Annotated in this window: 18 protein-coding genes and 1 riboswitch; of the genes, 9 read left to right on the plus strand and 9 right to left on the minus strand. The window is 67.9% G+C overall.

Features of this window, described 5'->3' with window-relative positions; all coding sequences use genetic code 11:
• Positions 1 to 3 precede the first annotated feature (3 nt).
• Entirely contained in the window at positions 4 to 1,011 is a 1,008-nt protein-coding gene (locus BR47_RS0123890) for an SIS domain-containing protein (RefSeq protein ID WP_051634968.1), read from the plus strand.
• Positions 1,008 to 2,174, plus strand: coding sequence for an N-acetylglucosamine-6-phosphate deacetylase (gene nagA / locus BR47_RS0123895; RefSeq protein WP_029121017.1), 1,167 nt, complete (start codon positions 1,008 to 1,010; stop codon positions 2,172 to 2,174). The genes BR47_RS0123890 and nagA overlap by 4 nt, the downstream gene beginning before the upstream one ends.
• Here the strand turns inward: nagA and BR47_RS0123900 are convergent.
• The gene (locus BR47_RS0123900; RefSeq protein WP_029105847.1) at positions 2,137 to 2,559 is read right to left on the minus strand and encodes a MarR family winged helix-turn-helix transcriptional regulator; all 423 of its coding nucleotides are present in this window, start codon (positions 2,557 to 2,559) and stop codon (positions 2,137 to 2,139) included. The genes nagA and BR47_RS0123900 overlap by 38 nt on opposite strands.
• A gap of 51 nt (positions 2,560 to 2,610) precedes the next feature.
• Between BR47_RS0123900 and BR47_RS31290 the strand changes: the two genes are divergently transcribed.
• Positions 2,611 to 3,243 carry a TIGR03086 family metal-binding protein gene (locus BR47_RS31290; protein ID WP_051634967.1) on the plus strand — a complete coding sequence of 211 codons (633 nt, stop codon included), beginning with the start codon at positions 2,611 to 2,613 and terminating at the stop codon, positions 3,241 to 3,243.
• 81 nt (positions 3,244 to 3,324) lie between these two features.
• On the plus strand, positions 3,325 to 3,666 hold the full coding sequence (fdxA, locus tag BR47_RS0123910; protein ID WP_029105848.1) for a ferredoxin: 342 nt from the start codon (positions 3,325 to 3,327) through the stop codon (positions 3,664 to 3,666).
• Between the two features lie 228 nt (positions 3,667 to 3,894).
• Here the strand turns inward: fdxA and BR47_RS0123915 are convergent, their stop codons facing one another.
• On the minus strand, positions 3,895 to 4,698 hold the full coding sequence (locus BR47_RS0123915) for an exodeoxyribonuclease III (RefSeq protein WP_029121018.1): 804 nt from the start codon (positions 4,696 to 4,698) through the stop codon (positions 3,895 to 3,897).
• A gap of 96 nt (positions 4,699 to 4,794) precedes the next feature.
• Complete coding sequence (locus tag BR47_RS0123920) at positions 4,795 to 7,032, minus strand: NADP-dependent isocitrate dehydrogenase (protein ID WP_029121019.1); 2,238 nt, start codon at positions 7,030 to 7,032, stop codon at positions 4,795 to 4,797.
• A gap of 260 nt (positions 7,033 to 7,292) precedes the next feature.
• Positions 7,293 to 7,413: riboswitch (SAM riboswitch) on the plus strand.
• A gap of 120 nt (positions 7,414 to 7,533) precedes the next feature.
• Here BR47_RS0123920 and BR47_RS31295 point away from each other — a divergent pair.
• From BR47_RS31295 to BR47_RS0123935, 3 genes are read left to right on the plus strand one after another with little or no spacing between them, the layout of a single operon-like run.
• Positions 7,534 to 8,871, plus strand: a complete 1,338-nt coding sequence (locus tag BR47_RS31295; protein ID WP_036427699.1) for a bifunctional o-acetylhomoserine/o-acetylserine sulfhydrylase — start codon at positions 7,534 to 7,536, stop codon at positions 8,869 to 8,871.
• On the plus strand, positions 8,868 to 10,007 hold the full coding sequence (gene metX, locus BR47_RS0123930; RefSeq protein WP_020104175.1) for a homoserine O-acetyltransferase MetX: 1,140 nt from the start codon (positions 8,868 to 8,870) through the stop codon (positions 10,005 to 10,007). The genes BR47_RS31295 and metX overlap by 4 nt, the downstream gene beginning before the upstream one ends.
• Entirely contained in the window at positions 10,004 to 10,720 is a 717-nt protein-coding gene (locus tag BR47_RS0123935; RefSeq protein WP_020104176.1) for a class I SAM-dependent methyltransferase, read from the plus strand. The genes metX and BR47_RS0123935 overlap by 4 nt, the downstream gene beginning before the upstream one ends.
• On the opposite strand, the gene BR47_RS0123940 is transcribed toward BR47_RS0123935, so the two are convergent.
• Entirely contained in the window at positions 10,717 to 11,226 is a 510-nt protein-coding gene (locus BR47_RS0123940) for a winged helix-turn-helix transcriptional regulator (RefSeq protein WP_029121020.1), read from the minus strand. The genes BR47_RS0123935 and BR47_RS0123940 overlap by 4 nt on opposite strands.
• Positions 11,227 to 11,308: 82 nt before the next feature.
• Here BR47_RS0123940 and BR47_RS0123945 point away from each other — a divergent pair, with 82 nt between their 5' ends.
• Positions 11,309 to 11,728: a nuclear transport factor 2 family protein gene (locus tag BR47_RS0123945; protein ID WP_029121021.1), complete on the plus strand. Its 420-nt coding sequence runs from the start codon at positions 11,309 to 11,311 to the stop codon at positions 11,726 to 11,728.
• Here the strand turns inward: BR47_RS0123945 and BR47_RS0123950 are convergent.
• From BR47_RS0123950 to BR47_RS0123970, 5 genes are all read right to left on the minus strand, one after another.
• Positions 11,718 to 13,244, minus strand: coding sequence for an FAD-dependent monooxygenase (locus tag BR47_RS0123950; RefSeq protein WP_029121022.1), 1,527 nt, complete (start codon positions 13,242 to 13,244; stop codon positions 11,718 to 11,720). The genes BR47_RS0123945 and BR47_RS0123950 overlap by 11 nt on opposite strands.
• 2 nt (positions 13,245 to 13,246) lie before the next feature.
• Positions 13,247 to 13,882 carry a TetR/AcrR family transcriptional regulator gene (locus tag BR47_RS0123955; RefSeq protein WP_029121023.1) on the minus strand — a complete coding sequence of 212 codons (636 nt, stop codon included), beginning with the start codon at positions 13,880 to 13,882 and terminating at the stop codon, positions 13,247 to 13,249.
• A 151-nt stretch (positions 13,883 to 14,033) separates the two neighbouring features.
• A complete protein-coding gene (locus tag BR47_RS0123960) occupies positions 14,034 to 14,408 on the minus strand; it encodes a DoxX family protein (RefSeq protein ID WP_029121024.1) in 375 nt (124 codons plus the stop codon).
• A gap of 87 nt (positions 14,409 to 14,495) precedes the next feature.
• Complete coding sequence (locus BR47_RS0123965; RefSeq protein ID WP_020104182.1) at positions 14,496 to 14,789, minus strand: DUF3017 domain-containing protein; 294 nt, start codon at positions 14,787 to 14,789, stop codon at positions 14,496 to 14,498.
• The gene (locus tag BR47_RS0123970) at positions 14,786 to 15,637 is read right to left on the minus strand and encodes a bifunctional methylenetetrahydrofolate dehydrogenase/methenyltetrahydrofolate cyclohydrolase (protein ID WP_029121025.1); all 852 of its coding nucleotides are present in this window, start codon (positions 15,635 to 15,637) and stop codon (positions 14,786 to 14,788) included. Before BR47_RS0123970 ends, BR47_RS0123965 begins: the two co-directional genes overlap by 4 nt.
• Before the next feature lie 71 nt (positions 15,638 to 15,708).
• On the opposite strand from BR47_RS0123970, the gene BR47_RS0123975 reads away from it, so the two are divergent.
• Positions 15,709 to 16,899 (plus strand): NADH:flavin oxidoreductase, encoded by a 1,191-nt coding sequence (locus tag BR47_RS0123975; protein ID WP_029121026.1) that lies wholly within the window; start codon positions 15,709 to 15,711, stop codon positions 16,897 to 16,899.
• The last annotated feature ends 13 nt before the right edge of the window (positions 16,900 to 16,912 follow it).

Here is a 16,912-nt window from a genome sequence, read left to right on the forward strand (position 1 = left end):
CTGATGGCCGCCGAAATCGCCGAACAGCCGCAGGTCTGGCGCCGGCTGCTCGATGAGGGCCGCGATCCCATCCGCGCCGCCGCCGCGCAGATCGCCGCCGCCGCACCACGATTCGTCCTGTTCGTCGCGCGCGGCACCAGCGACCACGCGGCGCTGTACGCCAAGTACCTCGTGGAGATCAACCACGGGCTGCCCGCCGGTCTGGTGTCCCCGTCGACCATGACCGTCTACAGCGCCCAGCCCGACCTGCGCGACGTGCTGTATGTCGCGGTGAGCCAGTCCGGGGGTTCGCCGGACCTGGTGCGCTCGGTGGAAGTGGCCCGCGCGCAAGGTGCGCTGACGGTGGCCGTCACCAACAACGCCGCCTCGGATCTGGCTGCGGCGGCGGAGATCCACATCGACGTGCTGGCCGGTGCCGAGAAGTCGGTGGCCGCGACCAAGTCCTACACCGCCGAATTGCTCGCCCTGCAACTGCTGCTCGGCCAGGACGGCGACGGCGTCGACGCGCTGCCCGACCTCGGCGAGCAGGTGCTGTCCTTCGGGGAACAGGTTCGCGAGGTCGCGCAGCGCTACCGGTTCGCGCAACGACTCATCGCCACCGCCCGCGGCTACTCCTACCCCACCGCGCGCGAGGCCGCCCTCAAGCTGATGGAGACGTCGTACCTTTCCGCACAGGCGTTTTCGGGCGCCGATCTGCTGCACGGCCCCCTCGCCACCGTCGACCCCCAGGTACCCGTGCTCGCGGTGGTGCCCGAAGGTGCCGGCGGACAGGCCATGGCGCCGGTGCTGGAACGGCTCGCCGAGCGCCACGCCGACGTGTTCGGGGTCGGCGCTCCCGCGGCCCTTTCTGGCCTGGCCGGCGGCATCGCGCTGCCCAGCGGAGTCAGCGACGAGCTCTCCCCGCTGCTGGAAATCCTTCCGCTGCAACAGCTTGCGCTGCACCTGGCGCTCGCCCGCGGCGGCGACCCCGACCAACCACGCGGGCTGCGGAAGGTCACGGAGACGCTATGACGCTGATCGCCGCGGGCGCGGTCGTGACGCCCTGCGGAGTGCACCGGCCCGGCTGGGTCGAGACGTCCGCGGGCCGGATCATCGACGTCGGCGCCGGCGCCCCACCCAGGGCTCCGGACCACGGCTACGCCGATGCGATCGTGGTGCCGGGGTTCGTCGACATCCACGTGCACGGGGGCGGCGGCGCGTCGTACACCGAGCCATCGGCGGACGAAATCGCCCGCGCGGCAGCATTCCACCGTCGCCACGGCACCACGACGACGCTCGCCAGCCTCGTCACCGCGGGCCCGGCCGAGCTGCTCACCCAGGTCCGTGCGCTCACCGCCGCAGCGCGGGCCGGGGTGATCGCCGGCATCCACCTCGAAGGGCCGTGGCTCAGTGCGGCCCGCTGCGGCGCGCACGATGCCGGCCGGCTGCGGGACCCCGATCCCGTCGAGATCGACGCACTGCTCGACGCCGCCGACGGCACCATCCGGATGGTCACCGTGGCGCCCGAACTGCCCAGCGGCATCTCCGCCATCCGGCATCTCGTTGCCGCGGGAGTCGTTGTCGCCGTTGGCCATACCGATGGCAGCTACGACCAGACCCGGGCCGCCCTCGAGGCGGGCGCCACCGTCGGGACGCACGTGTTCAACGCCATGCGACCACTGCACCATCGGGACCCCGGACCCGCGATGGCCCTGCTCGAAGACCCGCGGGCCACGGTGGAGCTGATCGCCGACGGCGTCCACGTCCATGACGCGCTGCTGCGTCATGTCGTCGAGTCCGCCGGCCCCGACCGCGTCGCGCTGATCACCGACGCCATGGCCGCCGCCGGCCTTCCGGACGGCTCCTTCCGGCTCGGTGCGCTCGATGTCGAGGTCCGGGACGCGATCGCGCGGGTGCGGGGCCAGTCGACGATCGCGGGAAGTACCGCGACCATGGACCGTGTTTTTCGCGCGGCCGTGCCCAATTCGGCCTCCGATGCGCAGTTGTTGGCCGCCGCCGCGATGACCGCGACGACACCCGCGCGCGCGGTGGGGCTGTCGCGGGTCGGCAGCCTTGCCCCGGGCCTGGCCGCCGATCTCGTCGTGCTCGGCACGGACCTGGACGTCGTCGCCGTCATGGCCGACGGCGAGTTGGTGGTCAGTCTGGCGTCGGCGCCAGGCGTTGCAACACCTTGAGGAAGACCCGTCGCTCCTCGGCGCTCAGCTCGCCGAGCCAGTGCTCCTCACCGCGCTGAATGTCGGCCTGCACCGCATCTTTGAGGCGACGCCCGGCTGCGGTTATCGACAGCAGCCGGACCCGCCGGTCGTCGGGGTCGGGTGTGCGCTCGATGTAGCCGCGGTCCTGCAGGTCGTCGAGCGTGCGGATGATGCGGGTCTTGTCGGCGCCGATCGCCTGCGCCAGCACAGCCTGCGACCGCATCGGCGTCTCATCGAGCGCCAGCAGCACGACGTAGCCCCACATGCTCACGCCGTGCTTGTCGAGAATGGGCTGCTCGGCAGCCATCAACTCGCGCAGCAGCGGCGCGAGCATCGCAGCGAGGTCAGGGCGCTTGGCCGGCATCCGGTCATCGTAGGCATTGCCATATCGTACGCATGTGCTTACGATCAGCTCATGCCTACAGATTCCACCGATCTTCTCGATGCCCACCGCCACGCCATCCTTGCCTCCGTCGACGTCGTCAACACCGTTGATCTTGCCGACCTGCGGCGCCCGACTCCCTGTGCCGCTTGGGATGTGGCCGAACTCCTCGCTCACATGACGGTCCAGCACCGCGGGTTCGCCGCCGCCGCACGTGGCGGCGGCCAGGACCTCGCACTGTGGGATCCGGCTTCCGTTCGCGACACGGACGACCCGATTGGCGACTACGCCGCGGCCGCCCGTGATGTGCTGGCTGCGTTCGCCGCCGCGGACCCCGAGAGTCAGTTCGCGCTACCGGAACTCGGCACGACGGTGCCGGCCGAGATGGCGATCGGCTTCCACCTGATCGACTACGTCGTGCACGGCTGGGACGTCGCCGCCAGTCTGGGCATCCCGTTCACGCTGCCCGACGACGTCATCGCCGCTGCCCTCCCCTTGGCCTTTGCCGTGCCCGACGGGGACTTCCGCAGCATGCCGAATGCGCCGTTCGGTCCGGCCCAAGCGGGTGGCAGCGCAACGGATTTCGACCGGCTGCTGCGTCATCTCGGGCGCGACCCGCAGTGGCGCGATGCGTTCGACCACGAGTCGCACCATCCCATCCAGTAACAGATTGGGGACTTCCGGCCCTGTTATCAGTAACTTTCGGCCACTGAGGTCAAGCGCTCCGTCATCGATACCGTCCGTTGTATGACTTACGTAATCGGACGAGAATGCGTTGACGTCACGGACATGTCGTGCGTGCAGGAGTGCCCGGCCGACTGCATCTACCAAGGCGACCGGGCGCTCTACATAAACCCGCAGGAATGTGTGGATTGCGGTGCCTGCAAGCTGATTTGCCGAGTCGATGCCATCTACTACGACGCCGATCTGCCCGAAGACCAGCTCGCGTACCTCGCCGACAATGCCGCATTCTTCGATGAGGTACTCCCCGGACGCGACGCGCCCCTGGGCTCGCCCGGCGGCGCCAGTGCGATCGGTCGCATCGGAGTGGACACCCCGCTGGTGTCGGCTCTACCCCTTCGGAGCTGAAGCCCAGACCATCGTCGATATCGCGGCCGCGACCGGCACTGGCACGCCTGGGCGGCGGCGTGTCTACGGTTGCGCCGCGGCCGGCGTGTCGGGTCTTTTTGGGACGTGTTCGATCCGAACCCGTCAGCTTGAGCTGACATCGTCAGCGCGTGACGACAATGTCAGCCGAAGCTGACGGCTCCGGGCGCGGACTGTTGCAGGAGGCCGGTCACCGTTCCGGCCGCCAGATCAGCTGTACTCGACCGTCACCGGCGCGTGGTCCGACCAGCGCAGCGCATACGCCGCGGCCCGTTCCACCCGCGCCGCAACGGCTTTGGGCGCCAGTTTGGCGTTGGCCAGGTGGTAGTCGATGCGCCACCCGGCGTCGTTGTCGAACGCCTTGCCGCGCCACGACCACCAGCTGTACGGCCCGGCGACGTCCGGGTGCAGCTCACGCACCACGTCGGTCCAGCCGGAGGCCATCAGTTCTGCCAGCCACTGCCGCTCACTCGGCAGGAACCCGGACTTCTTGACGTTGGCTTTCCACGCCTTCAGGTCCAGCTCCGTCGCGCAGATGTTCCAGTCGCCGCAGATCACCACGTCGCGGCGCTTGCGGGACAGCTCGGCCATACGGCCGGCGAGCGCCACCATGAAGCGCTCCTTCTCCACCTGCTTGTCGGTCTCGGCCTCACCGGTGGGCACGTAGACGCTGGCAACAGTGACGCCGTCGGTGTCGACCTCCACATACCGCCCGTGCGCGACGAACTCGCAGTCCGGACTCAGCCCCACCCGTACCGCGGTGATCGGGGCCCGCGACAACACCGCTACCCCGTTGCGGCCCTTGGCGGACGGTTCGGCCGACGCCAGCTGCCACCCCGCGTCCAACGCCGGCGCCAGGGCCTGCGACAGCTGCGCGTCGTCGGCCCGGGTCTCCTGCAGGCAGATGACGTCGGACTTGGTGTACTTGAGCCACGGCAGCAGCCCGAGGTTCTCCTCCGAGCGCTCTTTGACCGCGGCGCGGATGCCATTGACGTTGATGGTGGTGACGATCACGAAGCAGAACCTTAACGTCGGGGTACGACAGGCCGGAAACGACGAACGTGAGCCTGGGTGCCGAAAATCGACACCCAAGCTCACGTTCGAGCGGAATTACTCCTGAGCCGAAGCCAGCGCCGCGTTGAAGGTGGCGCTCGGCCGCATCACGGCCGCGGTCTTGTCCGGGTCCGGCGCGTAGTAGCCACCGATGTCGGCCGGGCTACCTTGTGCCGCAGCCAGTTCCGCGACGATCTTCTCCTCGTTCTCGGCCAGCGTCTTGGCCAGCGGAGCGAACTTGGCGGCCAGCTCGGCGTCCTCGGTCTGCTTGGCCAGCTCCTGCGCCCAGTACATGGCCAGGTAGAACTGGCTGCCGCGGTTGTCCAGCTCGCCGGTGCGCCGCGACGGGCTCTTGTTCTCGTCCAACAGCTTTCCGGTCGCGCTGTCGAGCGTCTTGGCCAGCAGCAGGGCCCGGGCGTCGTCGGTCTTGTTGCCCAGATCCTCCAGGCTGGCGCCCAGGGCCAGGAACTCACCCAGCGAGTCCCACCGCAGGTGGTTCTCCTCGACCAGCTGCTGCACGTGCTTGGGCGCCGAACCACCGGCACCGGTCTCGTACAGGCCACCGCCGGCCATCAGCGGCACGATCGACAGCATCTTGGCGCTGGTGCCCAGCTCCAGGATCGGGAACAGGTCGGTGAGGTAGTCGCGCAGGATGTTGCCGGTCGCGGCGATGGTGTCCTGACCGCGCATGGCCCGCTCGATGGTGTGCCGCATGGCGCGTTCCTGCGACATCACCGAGATGTCGAGGCCCTCGGTGTCGTGATCCTTGAGGTAGGTCGCGACCTTCTTGCGCAGCTCGGCCTCGTGCGGACGCTCCTGGTCCAGCCAGAACACCACCGGCATGCCGGAGAGCCGGGCGCGGGTGACGGCCAGCTTGACCCAGTCGCGGATCGGCAGGTCCTTGACGACCGGCATGCGCCAGATGTCGCCCTCTTCGACGGCCGTGGTCAGCAGAACCTCGCCGCTGTCGATGTCGACGATGTTGGCGATGCCGTCCTCGGGAATCTCGAAGGTCTTGTCGTGGCTGCCGTACTCCTCGGCCTTCTGCGCCATGAGGCCGACGTTCGGGACGGTGCCCATGGTCCGCGGGTCGAACTGGCCGTGGGTCTTACAGAAGTTGATGATCTCCTGGTACATCCGGGAGAACGTCGACTCGGGGTTGACGGCCTTGGTGTCCTTGAGCTTTCCGTCGGCGCCGTACATCTTGCCGCCGAGCCGGATCATGGCCGGCATCGAGGCGTCGACGATGACGTCGGACGGCGAGTGGAAGTTCGTGATGCCGCGGGCCGAGTCGACCATGGCCAGCTCGGGACGGTGCTCGTGGCACTTGTGCAGGTCGTCGACGATCTCATCGTGCAGCGACTTGGGCAGCGTCGAAATCTTGTCGTACAGGTCCGAGAGCCCGTTGTTGACGTTGACGCCCAGCTCGTCAAACAGCTTCTGGTGCTTGGCGAATGCGTCCTTGTAGAAGATGCGTACGGCGTGGCCGAACACGATCGGGTGGCTGACCTTCATCATGGTCGCCTTGACGTGCAGGGAGAACATGACGCCCGTCTTGTAGGCGTCCTCCATCTGCTCCTCGTAGAACTTGATGAGCGCCTTCTTGCTCATGTACATCGAGTCGATGATGTCGCCGGCGTCGAGCTTGACCTCCGGCTTGAGCTCAATTGTCTTGCCGGTCTTGGTCTTCAGGACCATCTTCACCCGGCGGGCCTTGTCGAGCGTCATGGACTGCTCGCCGTGGTAGAAGTCGCCGGTCTTCATGGTGGCGACGTGCGTGCGGGAGGCCTGCGACCACTCGCCCATGCTGTGCGGGTGCTTGCGGGCGTACTCCTTGACCGCTTTCGGGGCACGACGGTCCGAGTTGCCTTCGCGCAGAACCGGGTTCACCGCGCTGCCGAGACACTTGCCGTAGCGATCCTTGATCGCCTTCTCTTCGTCGGTCTTCGGGTCGCCCGGGTAGTCGGGCAGGTTGTAGCCCTTCTCCTTGAGCTCCTTGATCGCGGCGACGAGCTGCGGCACCGAGGCGCTGATGTTGGGCAGCTTGATGATGTTGGTGTCGGGTTCCTGCGTCAGCCGGCCCAGCTCGCCCAGATTGTCGGGGACCTTCTGCTCATCGGTCAGGTAGTCGCTGAACTCGGCGAGGATGCGGGCCGCCACCGAGATGTCACTGGTCTGGACGTCGATACCGGCGGCACCGGCGAAGGTGCGCACGACCGGCAGGAAGGCGTACGTCGCGAGCAGCGGCGCCTCGTCGGTCAACGTGTAGATGATGGATGGTTTCTCGCCACTCATGGTCACTCTCCCGGCGTCACGGACGGTACGTACGAAAATCTATGTCGAGTCCGGCGTCTGCACATGACTACCCCGTCGCACGACGGTTACGAAGTTACCGTGACCGGCACCGCTGACTTCCGGTGGTCCGGTCTCTCGCGTGCAGAACTGGATCGATACGGACAGGCTGCGCGAAACGGACCGACGACGACACGCCGTCTCCCGCCCACCGGACGGCACCAGCTAGCAGTTGCCCAGCCTCTTGAGATACCCTCGAGTCCGGTCATGAGTGCCAGCGTCAAGCCCCGGCTTGCTGGCCGGCAACCCTCCATCCGCGGTGGGGTGCCCCGGGAGACGACCAGGTTGAGCAGCCGTACATCGGCTGCGAGGCAAGCGCGGGTCCGCCACCACGGACCCGGATGACTGGGTGAGTGGAGGCTTTCTATGCGTCGCTGTCTGTGATTCGTGCGAGTTCGCGCACCCATTCGTCGTACCTAAAAACTCACAGGAGACACCCCTAACATGACCACTGAGGCCATCGACCCCACCGCGCGCTGGAGCTTCGAGACGAAGCAGATCCACGCAGGTCAGAGCCCCGATAGCGCCACCAATGCCCGTGCGCTGCCGATCTACCAGACGACGTCGTACACGTTCCGCGACACCGACCACGCCGCCGCACTGTTCGGGCTGGCCGAGCCGGGCAACATCTACACCCGCATCATGAACCCGACCACCGACGTGGTCGAGCAGCGCGTCGCCGCTCTCGAGGGCGGCGTGGCCGCACTGTTCCTGTCGTCCGGGCAGGCTGCCGCGACCTTCGCGATCCTGAACATCGCCGGCACCGGCGACCACGTCGTGGCCTCGCCGCGGCTGTACGGCGGCACCTACAACCTGCTGCACTACACGCTGCCCAAGCTCGGCGTCGACGTCAGCTTCGTGGAGAACCCCGACGATCTGGACTCGTGGCGCGCCGCGGTCCGGCCGAACACCAAGGCGTTCTTCGCGGAGACCATCTCCAACCCGAAGATCGACATCCTCGACATCCCGGGTGTCTCGGGAGTCGCGCACGACAACGGCGTTCCGCTGATCGTCGACAACACCGTCGCCACGCCGTACCTGATCCAGCCGCTGGCCCACGGCGCCGACATCGTCGTGCACTCGGCCACCAAGTACCTGGGCGGGCACGGCTCGGCGATTGCCGGCGTCATCGTCGACGGTGGCAACTTCGACTGGACCAACGGCAAGTTCCCCGGTTTCACCGAGCCCGACCCGAGCTACCACGGTGTGGTGTTCGCCGATCTGGGCGCACCGGCCTACGCGCTCAAAGCGCGCGTGCAGCTGCTGCGCGATCTGGGCTCGGCGGCGGCGCCGTTCAACTCGTTCCTCATCGCGCAGGGATTGGAAACGCTGTCTCTGCGCGTTGAACGCCATGTGTCCAACGCGCAGAAGGTCGCCGAGTACCTCGAGGGCCGCCCGGACGTGCTCTCGGTGAACTACGCCGGCCTGCCGTCGTCCCCGTGGTACGAGCTGGGCCGCAAGCTGGCCCCCAAGGGCACCGGTGCGGTGCTGTCGTTCGAACTGACCGGTGGTGTCGAGGCGGGCAAGGCGTTCGTGAACGCGCTGACGCTGCACAGCCACGTCGCCAACATCGGTGACGTCCGGTCGCTGGTGATCCACCCCGCGTCGACCACGCACCAGCAGCTGACCGCCGAGGAGCAGCTGGCCTCCGGCGTCACCCCGGGTCTGGTGCGCCTGGCCGTCGGCATCGAGGGCATCGAAGACATCCTCGCCGACCTGGAGCAGGGCTTCGCTGCCGCCGGATCGGTGGGGGGTGCCGACCGAGAGGCGGCCTTGGTGTGACGATTATCGACGTGCCCGTGTCTGACATATCCGCAGCGCCAAGGCTGCCTGCCGAAGGCGAGACCGGTGTGGTGAACATCGGCTCGCTGACGCTGGAGAGTGGCATCGTGCTGCCCGACGTGTCCATCGCGGTGCAGCGCTGGGGCGAGCTGTCCCCCACCGCCGACAACGTCGTGATGGTGCTGCACGCGCTGACCGGTGACTCCCACGTCACCGGTCCGGCCGGGCCCGACCATCCGACGGGCGGCTGGTGGGACGGCGTCGCCGGTCCCGCCGCCCCGATCGACACCGACCGCTGGTGCGCCATCGCCACCAACGTGCTCGGCGGCTGCCGCGGGTCGACCGGACCGAGCTCACTGGCTCCCGACGGAAAGCCCTGGGGCTCACGGTTTCCCGCCATCACCGTGCGCGATCAGGTGAACGCCGACCTGGCGGCCCTGGCCGCCCTCGGCATCACTCAGGTGGCCGCGGTGGTCGGCGGCTCGATGGGCGGCGCGCGGGCACTGGAATGGCTTGTGGGACATCCCGATACGGTGCGGGCCGGACTGGTGCTGGCGGTCGGCGCGCGCGCCACCGCCGACCAGATCGGCACGCAGTGCGCACAGGTCGCGGCCATCAAGGCCGACCCGAACTGGAACGGCGGCGACTACTACCTGACGGGACGCACCCCGGACGACGGCATCCAGATCGCCCGCCGGTTCGCACACCTGACCTATCGCGGCGAGAAGGAACTCGACGACCGGTTCCGCAACACCGCGCAGAACCATGAAAAGAGTTCTGCCGACGGCCTGTACGCGGTCGAGAGCTACCTGGAGTACCAGGGCCGCAAGCTGGCCGCGCGGTTCGACGCGGGCACCTATGTGGCGCTGACGGACGCGCTGAGCAGTCACGACGTCGGGCGTGGCCGGGGCGGGGTCGCGGCGGCGTTGTCCAGCTGTCCGGTGCCGGTGATCGTCGGGGGCATCACCTCCGACCGGCTGTATCCCATTCGGCTGCAGGAAGAGCTGGCCACATTGCTGCCGGGCTGTCCGGGTCTCGAGGTCATCGAATCCGACTACGGCCACGACGGTTTCCTGGTCGAGACCGACAAGGTGGGTCTGCTGATCCGCCAGACACTGGATTTGGCCTCGCGGTGACGGGCGAACGCTCACTGTCCTTCGGAGAGCAGGCCGCCGCCTACGAGCGGGGGCGCCCGTCGTATCCGCCGGAGTCCATCAACTGGCTGCTGCCCACCGGCGCCGTCGACGTCCTCGACCTCGGCGCCGGTACCGGCAAGCTGACCGTCCGACTGGCTGAGCGCGGTCTGGCGGTCACGGCCGTCGACCCCATCCCCGAGATGCTCGAGGTGCTCAGCGGGTCGCTGCCGTCGGTGCCGGCCCTGCTCGGCACAGCCGAGGAAATCCCGTTGCCCGACAACAGTGTTGACGCGGTCCTGGTCGCCCAGGCCTGGCACTGGTTCGACCCGGAGCGGGCCGCGGCCGAAGTGGCCCGGGTGCTACGGCCGGGCGGTCGGCTGGGTCTGCTCTGGAACATCCGCGACGAGCGGCTGGGCTGGGTCAAGGAACTGAACCGCATCATCGGCTGCGAGCACGACCCGTCGGCCGACTCGCTGTGCGGCGGCTTCACCGACATCGAGACCCACCGCTTCGAGTGGACGAGTTACCTGACGCCGCAAGCACTTCTGGACCTCGTGGCGTCACGGAGCTACTGCATCACCTCGCCCGCCGACGTGCGCCGCAAGGTGCTGGGCGAGGTACGCGAGCTGCTGAGCACACACCCGGCGCTGGCCAACAGCACCGGATTGGCATTGCCGTACGTCACGCACTGCGTGCGGGCGACGCTGGCCTAGGCACCCGGTTCGCCGGGGGCCAGAAATGTTCCGATGACCGCGGTCCCCGGGCCGCCCCGCGCTCCAGGCCCGGGGACCGCGGTCGTCGACAGCGCCCCGAGTTCCCCGCCGCATTCGGTGCAGACGGTCTTTGCCGTTGTGACACAGCCGCATTCGTCATGGACCAGTAGCGCCGGCGGCCCGTCCTCTCCGGCGGTCCACTTGTCACCCCACGCGAGCAGCGTCACGATCACCGGATAGAGGTCGCGCCCCTTGTCGGTGAGGACGTACTCGAAACGCGGAGGCGCGCTCTGATATTGGCGCCGCGCCACGATCGCGTGGCGCTCCAGGTCGTCCAGGCGCGCGGCGAGGACGTTCGACGCGATGCCGAGATCGCGGCGGATGTCCTCGAACCGGGCCATCCCCGCGAACAGGTCCCGCAGCACCAGGGCCGTCCATCGTTGGCCCACCACGTCGAGCGTCCGCGCTATCGAGCAGGAGATGTCGCCGAAGGACTGTTTGGGCACCGCACCAGACTAGTCCATTGCTTTCTGCAATGGACTCTGATTAGGTGGGTTGCAAATAACAAGCGACCCTCAGGGGGTTCTGATGACGACCAGCACCGATTCCGTCGCGACGTTCTGCGCGGCCACCCGCAGCGGCGAGGTCGACCGGTTCATCGCCGCCCTCGCCCCTGACGCCGAGCTGATCTCCCCGCTGTCCGGGCGCATGGTGTTCCGTGGCCGGGACGACCTGCGCGTCCTACTGACCGCGGTCTACGCCGGGATGCGAAACCTGGAGTGGGAGAACGTCATCGGCGACGGACACACGCGTGTCGCGGTGAGCCGCGGGCGCATCGCGGGACTCACCATCACCGATGCCCTGGTGTTCGAACTCGACGATGCCGGGTTGATCCGGCGGCTGCGCCCACACCTGCGGCCGTGGCTCGCGGTGACGGTCTTCGCCCTACTGCTCGGCCCCAGGCTCGCCGCCCACCCGGGCGTCGCGCGCCGCGCGCTCAGGCGCTGATCTCGCCGGGACCGAACCACCGTTCCAGGGCCGCACGTAGGTCCTCGGCATCCGCCGCGGCGAATGCGTCTGCGGCCCAGGCGACATAGCCGTCGGGCCGGATCAGCATGGCAGCGGGCCCGTCGGCCATGGCGGCGACCACCGTGTCGACGCGGCGGTCCCATGGTGCGGCGACCGCGGCCGCCGCACCGCCGGACAGGTCGAGCACCACGCCCCGGCCGCTGTGCAGAAGCTCGGTGAGCCGGCGCCCGTCGTCCAGCCTCTCGTCCGGCACCATGAACCCCGTCAGGCGGTGGGGGGTCCCGCCCATCTCATAGCGAACATCCGCCCCCGCCAGCAGTCCGGCCATGTGCGCGGTGACGTCGGGCAGCTGGAAGAGTTCATCGAGAAGCGTGCGTAAGGCGCGCACCTCGGGTCCCGGTGCAGTGAGGGCGATCTGGGCCAGTGAGTGCATCATGACGCGCTCGCCGACCGGATAGCGCTCGGACTCATAGGTGTCGATCAATTCCTCAGGCGCCCAGCCGTTGATGACAGCGGCCAGCTTCCAGCCCAGGTTCAGGGTGTCCTGCAGACCGAGGTTCAGCCCGGGACCGCCCATTGCCGAATGCACATGTGCGGCATCACCGATCAGCAGAATGCGACCGGACCGGTAGGCGTCTGCCTGCCGGGTGTTCTGGCCGTCGACGCGGCGCCTGGCGAACGGACCGGGTCCGGTCGGCAGGTCGAACGGCACGTCGACCCCGAGCACTCGTCGCAGGCTCTGCCGCAGTTCGTCATACGTCAGCTCCCCCGGCGAGTCCTCCGACAACGAGCCGAACTCGAGGGTACCCAGCATCGGCGGATCGCCGTGCGCCTCGAAGAAGATGACCATTCCGGTGTCATAACGGTTGTGCCCGAACGGAATCCGCCCGAATCCCGGTACGTCGAGCTCGCCGTCGGGGCCGCGGAACTCGTCGGCGATGCGCACGTGCGCCAGCCGGGCCACCGTCGGTGACGTGTGTCCGGGAAAGCCGATACCCGACTGCTTGCGAACGGTGCTGCGCCCACCGTCGGCACCCACCAGCCAATCGGCTTGCAGCACATAGGCGCCGTCGGGCGCGGCCACGTCGACGGTGACGCCATCCGGCCCGGCCGACAACGCGGTCACGGCGTGTCCCCACCGCACCTCGACCCCGAGAGTCTGGGCCCGCTCGTACAGCAGCTGGACCAATCGAGGCTGCTTCATCAGCAGCGCCCGCATCGGATTGCTCTCGATGCCAACAAAATTCAGCGGCAGGCCGGAGAACATCCAGCCGTAAGCGGGCTGCGGCGCGTTGGGATCGCCCGTGAATGCCTGGTAGAGACCACGCATGTCGAGCTGCCGGATCACTTGTCCGACAAGGCCGTTGGCCTTGGGCTCGTCGCCGGGCCCGGGCAGCGCGTCGAGCACGACGGGTTTGACGCCGGCGAGGGCGAGTTCGCAGGCCATCATCAGGCCGTTGGGTCCGGCGCCGGAGATCACGACGTCAGCAGGCATGCTCACTCCTTCGTTCTGTTCGGTTCAGGCAGCCCGGCGATCACGGCATCGAAACCCGCGCGCATCAGCTGGGTGATGGATACCGGCGGATCAGCGTTGGCGTACGCCTCCATCGCGGTATCTCCGATCGCGCGGACCACGGCCACCACCAGGCGCGGGTACATGTCGTCGGGGCCGAGGCCCGTTCGCTCGGCGATGGCCGCCACCCAGTCCTGGTAGAGGATCTGCGGCACCGCGTTGCGAACCTCGGTGCGCATCAGCAGTTTTCGGACTTCGACGAGTTCGCGGCGGTCCGGGATGAGATCGGCACCGGTGATGTCGACCATCTCTTCTTCCAGCGTGCCCGTCACGGCCACGATGATCGAAGTCCACAGCGGTTCGTCGGCCGGCCGCGACCGGAACGTCGCGACACTGCGCTGCATCCGCTCGGCAATGCGATAAGCCAGCGCCTCGTACTTGCCGCTGAAGTAGTTGTTGAACGTCCGGAGGGACACTCCCGCCAGCGCCGCAATCTCCTCGCGAGTGACGGCATCCAGCCCGCCGCGGTCGAACGCCAGCTGCAGCGCCGCGTCACTCAGCGCCCGACGGGTGTCGAGCTTCTTTCGTTCGCGCAGACCAGTTTCAGCTGATTCGGCCATGCCGCCACCCTACCGACAATTTTGCACACCAGGCAAGTTTGCCTAGCGGGCAATTTTCTGTGAGTTGGCTGCCGCCACGCTGGTCACCCCTAGGGATTTGTGCACGATTTTCCGCGGCGACCGCGGAAAATCGTGCACAAATCCCCGTGGATCAGAAGGCGTAGGCGCCGAACCGGCCCCAGGCGACGAACAACGCCAGACCGAGCAGCACCACGTTGACCGCCACGTTGGGGTACTCCTTGCGACGGCCGTGCGTGACGATCGCGCCGACCATGACCGCCGCGAGGCCGACGGCGGCCAGCGGGGTGAGCACCGGGAGAATGTGCACCAGCGGCGGCACGATCAGGACGATCGCACCCGCCACTTCGGCCGCGCCGATCCCGCGGATGGCGTTCGGGTCCACGTCGTCAAGTCCGCCCAGGCCCTGCGCAACCAGCTTCTCCTTGGACAGGACCAGCTTCATGACGCCGCTTCCGGCGAAGACGAAAGCCAGTACGCCGGCGACGATCCACAGCGCAGTGTTCATGTTGAGCTCCTCGGGTGATGTGGGGGCAAGCCTGAAACCAATAAACGGACTTTAGTCCGATTTATTCCCACATCGCATGCCGAGGAACTAGGCAGTCCCCAACGGGTTGATGGTCCACGCCACGTACAACATGACGGCGCTGACCGACGCCGTCGTCGCGACGTCGATGATCCGGCTGCGCACGACGAGCAGCCCGGCGCGGTCATCGGTCAGCAGCAGGCGCATGACCGCGGCGATACCGACGCCGATCGCCATGACCAGGGCACCGCGGCGCCAATAGCCGCCGACCACCAACGCGAACGCCACCACGAAGAACACGCCCACCGACAGGATCGGCCATTGGCCGGCGAACACCTTGCGGGCGAATTCCTTTGCGGTCAAGACAGTTTCGCCTCTTCTGCCTCGACCACGTTGGCCAGCAGGAAAGCGCGGGTCAGTGGTCCGACGCCTCCCGGATTGGGCGACACGTGACCGGCCACCTCCCACACGTCGGGGTGGACGTCACCGGCGAGCTTGCCGTCGACCCGACTGACACCGACGTCGACGACGGCCGCGCCCGGCTTGACCATGTCGGCGGTCAGCATGTGCGGGACGCCGACCGCGGCGATGATGATGTCCGCCTGCCGGGTCAGCGCCGGCAGATCACGGGTTCCGGTGTGGCACAACGTCACAGTCGCGTTCTCCGAACGCCGCGTGAGCAGCAGGCCCATCGGCCGGCCCACGGTGACGCCGCGGCCGATCACCACGACGTGCGCGCCGGCGATCGGTACCTCGAAGCGACGCAGCAGGTGCACGATGCCGCGCGGCGTGCACGGCAGCGGTGCGGGCTCGTTCAGCACCAGCCGACCCAGGTTGGTCGGGTGCAGACCGTCGGCGTCTTTGTCAGGGTCGATGCGCTCCAGCGCGACGTTCTCGTCGAGGTGCTTGGGCAGCGGCAACTGCACGATGTAGCCCGTGCACTCCGGGTTGGCGTTCAGCTCGTCGATGACGGCGTTCAGCTCGGCCTGGCTGATGTCGGCGGGCAGGTCCCGGCGGATCGAGTTGATGCCGACCTTGGCGCAGTCGGCGTGCTTGCCGCGCACGTAGGCGTGAGAGCCGGGGTCGTCACCGACCAGGACTGTGCCGAGACCCGGCGTCCGGCCGGCGGCGGTCAGCGCCGCCACCCGCTTCGTCAGGTCAGTGAAGATCTCGTCGCGTGTGGCCTTGCCGTCCAGCGTGATTGCACCCACGGCGAACATTGTGTCAGGCCCGCGGGAACACCCGTTGACACCACCCAAGACAGCGTGGTCAGCTGCCGAATGTGAACACCCAGCCCAATGTGTCCACTGACGTTTTCAGTGAAGCCAAGCTCGGTCCGATCACGTTGCGTAATCGGGTGATCAAGGCGGCGACGTTCGAGGCGGCGACCCCGGATGCGCTGGTCACCGACGATTTGATCCGCTATCACCGGCTGCCGGCCGCGGGTGGCGTGGGGATGACGACGGTGGCCTATTGCGCGGTGGCCCCGGGTGGGCGTACCGATGGGTGGCAGTTGTGGATGCGCCCGGAGGCGATCCCCGGCCTCCGAAAGCTCACCGACACCATTCATGGCGAGGGGGCGGCGATCAGCGCGCAGATCGGGCATGCCGGCCCGGTCGCCAACGCGCGCACCAACAAGGCCACCGCGTTGGCGCCGGTGCGGTTGTTCAACCCACTGTCGATGCGCTTCGCCCGCAAGGCCACCCGCGCCGATATCGACGCGGTGATGGCCGCGCACGCGGGCGCCGCCCGGTTGGCGATCGAGGCCGGGTTCGACGCCGTCGAGGTGCACCTGGGCCACAACTACTTCGCGTCCTCGTTCCTGTCGCCGCTGATCAACAAGCGCCGCGACGAGTTCGGCGGCTCCCTGCACAACCGCGCCAAGGTCGCCCGCGGCACGGTGCAGGCGGTGCGCGAGGCCGTCGGGGATCAGATCGCGGTGATCGCCAAACTCAACATGAGCGACGGCGTCCGGGGCGGCATCCCGATGGACGAGTCGCTGCAGACCGCCAAATGGCTGCAAGAGGACGGCGCCCTGGACGCGCTCGAGCTCACCGCCGGCAGCTCCCTGGTGAACCCGATGTACCTGTTCCGCGGTGATGCGCCGGTCAAGGAGTTCGCCGCGAACTTCACACCGCCGATCAGCTGGGGCATCCGGATGAGCGGGCACAGGTTCTTCCGCGAGTACCCCTACCAGGAGGCCTACCTGCTGCAGCAGGCTCGCCAGTTCCGCGCCGAACTCACCATGCCGCTGATTCTGTTGGGTGGCATCACCAACCGGGAAACCATGGACCTGGCCATGGCCGAGGGTTTCGAGTTCGTCGCGATGGGCCGGGCCCTGCTCGCCGAACCGGACCTGCTCAACCGGATTCAAGCCGACAGGACGGTGAAATCGGGCTGCACACACTGCAATCTGTGCATGCCCACCATCTACAGCCAGACCCACTGCGTCGTGACCGGCAAGCCCTACTGATCCGGCTGGTCCC

Source organism: Mycobacterium sp. UNC410CL29Cvi84 (assembly GCF_000686745.1).
Classification (GTDB): domain Bacteria; phylum Actinomycetota; class Actinomycetes; order Mycobacteriales; family Mycobacteriaceae; genus Mycobacterium; species Mycobacterium mucogenicum_B.

Excerpts from the sequence above, each read along its gene's own strand:
- BR47_RS31290 (WP_051634967.1), top strand. The coding sequence starts at position 2,611 with ATGCCTACAGATTCCACCGATCTTCTCGATGCCCACCGCCACGCCATC.
- nagA (WP_029121017.1), top strand. The coding sequence starts at position 1,008 with ATGACGCTGATCGCCGCGGGCGCGGTCGTGACGCCCTGCGGAGTGCAC.
- BR47_RS0123920 (WP_029121019.1), bottom strand. The coding sequence starts at position 7,032 with ATGAGTGGCGAGAAACCATCCATCATCTACACGTTGACCGACGAGGCG.
- BR47_RS0123890 (WP_051634968.1), top strand. The coding sequence starts at position 4 with ATGGCCGCCGAAATCGCCGAACAGCCGCAGGTCTGGCGCCGGCTGCTC.
- BR47_RS0123945 (WP_029121021.1), top strand. The coding sequence starts at position 11,309 with ATGACGACCAGCACCGATTCCGTCGCGACGTTCTGCGCGGCCACCCGC.
- BR47_RS0123955 (WP_029121023.1), bottom strand. The coding sequence starts at position 13,882 with ATGGCCGAATCAGCTGAAACTGGTCTGCGCGAACGAAAGAAGCTCGAC.
- BR47_RS0123900 (WP_029105847.1), bottom strand. The coding sequence starts at position 2,559 with ATGCCGGCCAAGCGCCCTGACCTCGCTGCGATGCTCGCGCCGCTGCTG.
- BR47_RS0123950 (WP_029121022.1), bottom strand. The coding sequence starts at position 13,244 with ATGCCTGCTGACGTCGTGATCTCCGGCGCCGGACCCAACGGCCTGATG.
- fdxA (WP_029105848.1), top strand. The coding sequence starts at position 3,325 with ATGACTTACGTAATCGGACGAGAATGCGTTGACGTCACGGACATGTCG.
- BR47_RS0123960 (WP_029121024.1), bottom strand. The coding sequence starts at position 14,408 with ATGAACACTGCGCTGTGGATCGTCGCCGGCGTACTGGCTTTCGTCTTC.
- BR47_RS31295 (WP_036427699.1), top strand. The coding sequence starts at position 7,534 with ATGACCACTGAGGCCATCGACCCCACCGCGCGCTGGAGCTTCGAGACG.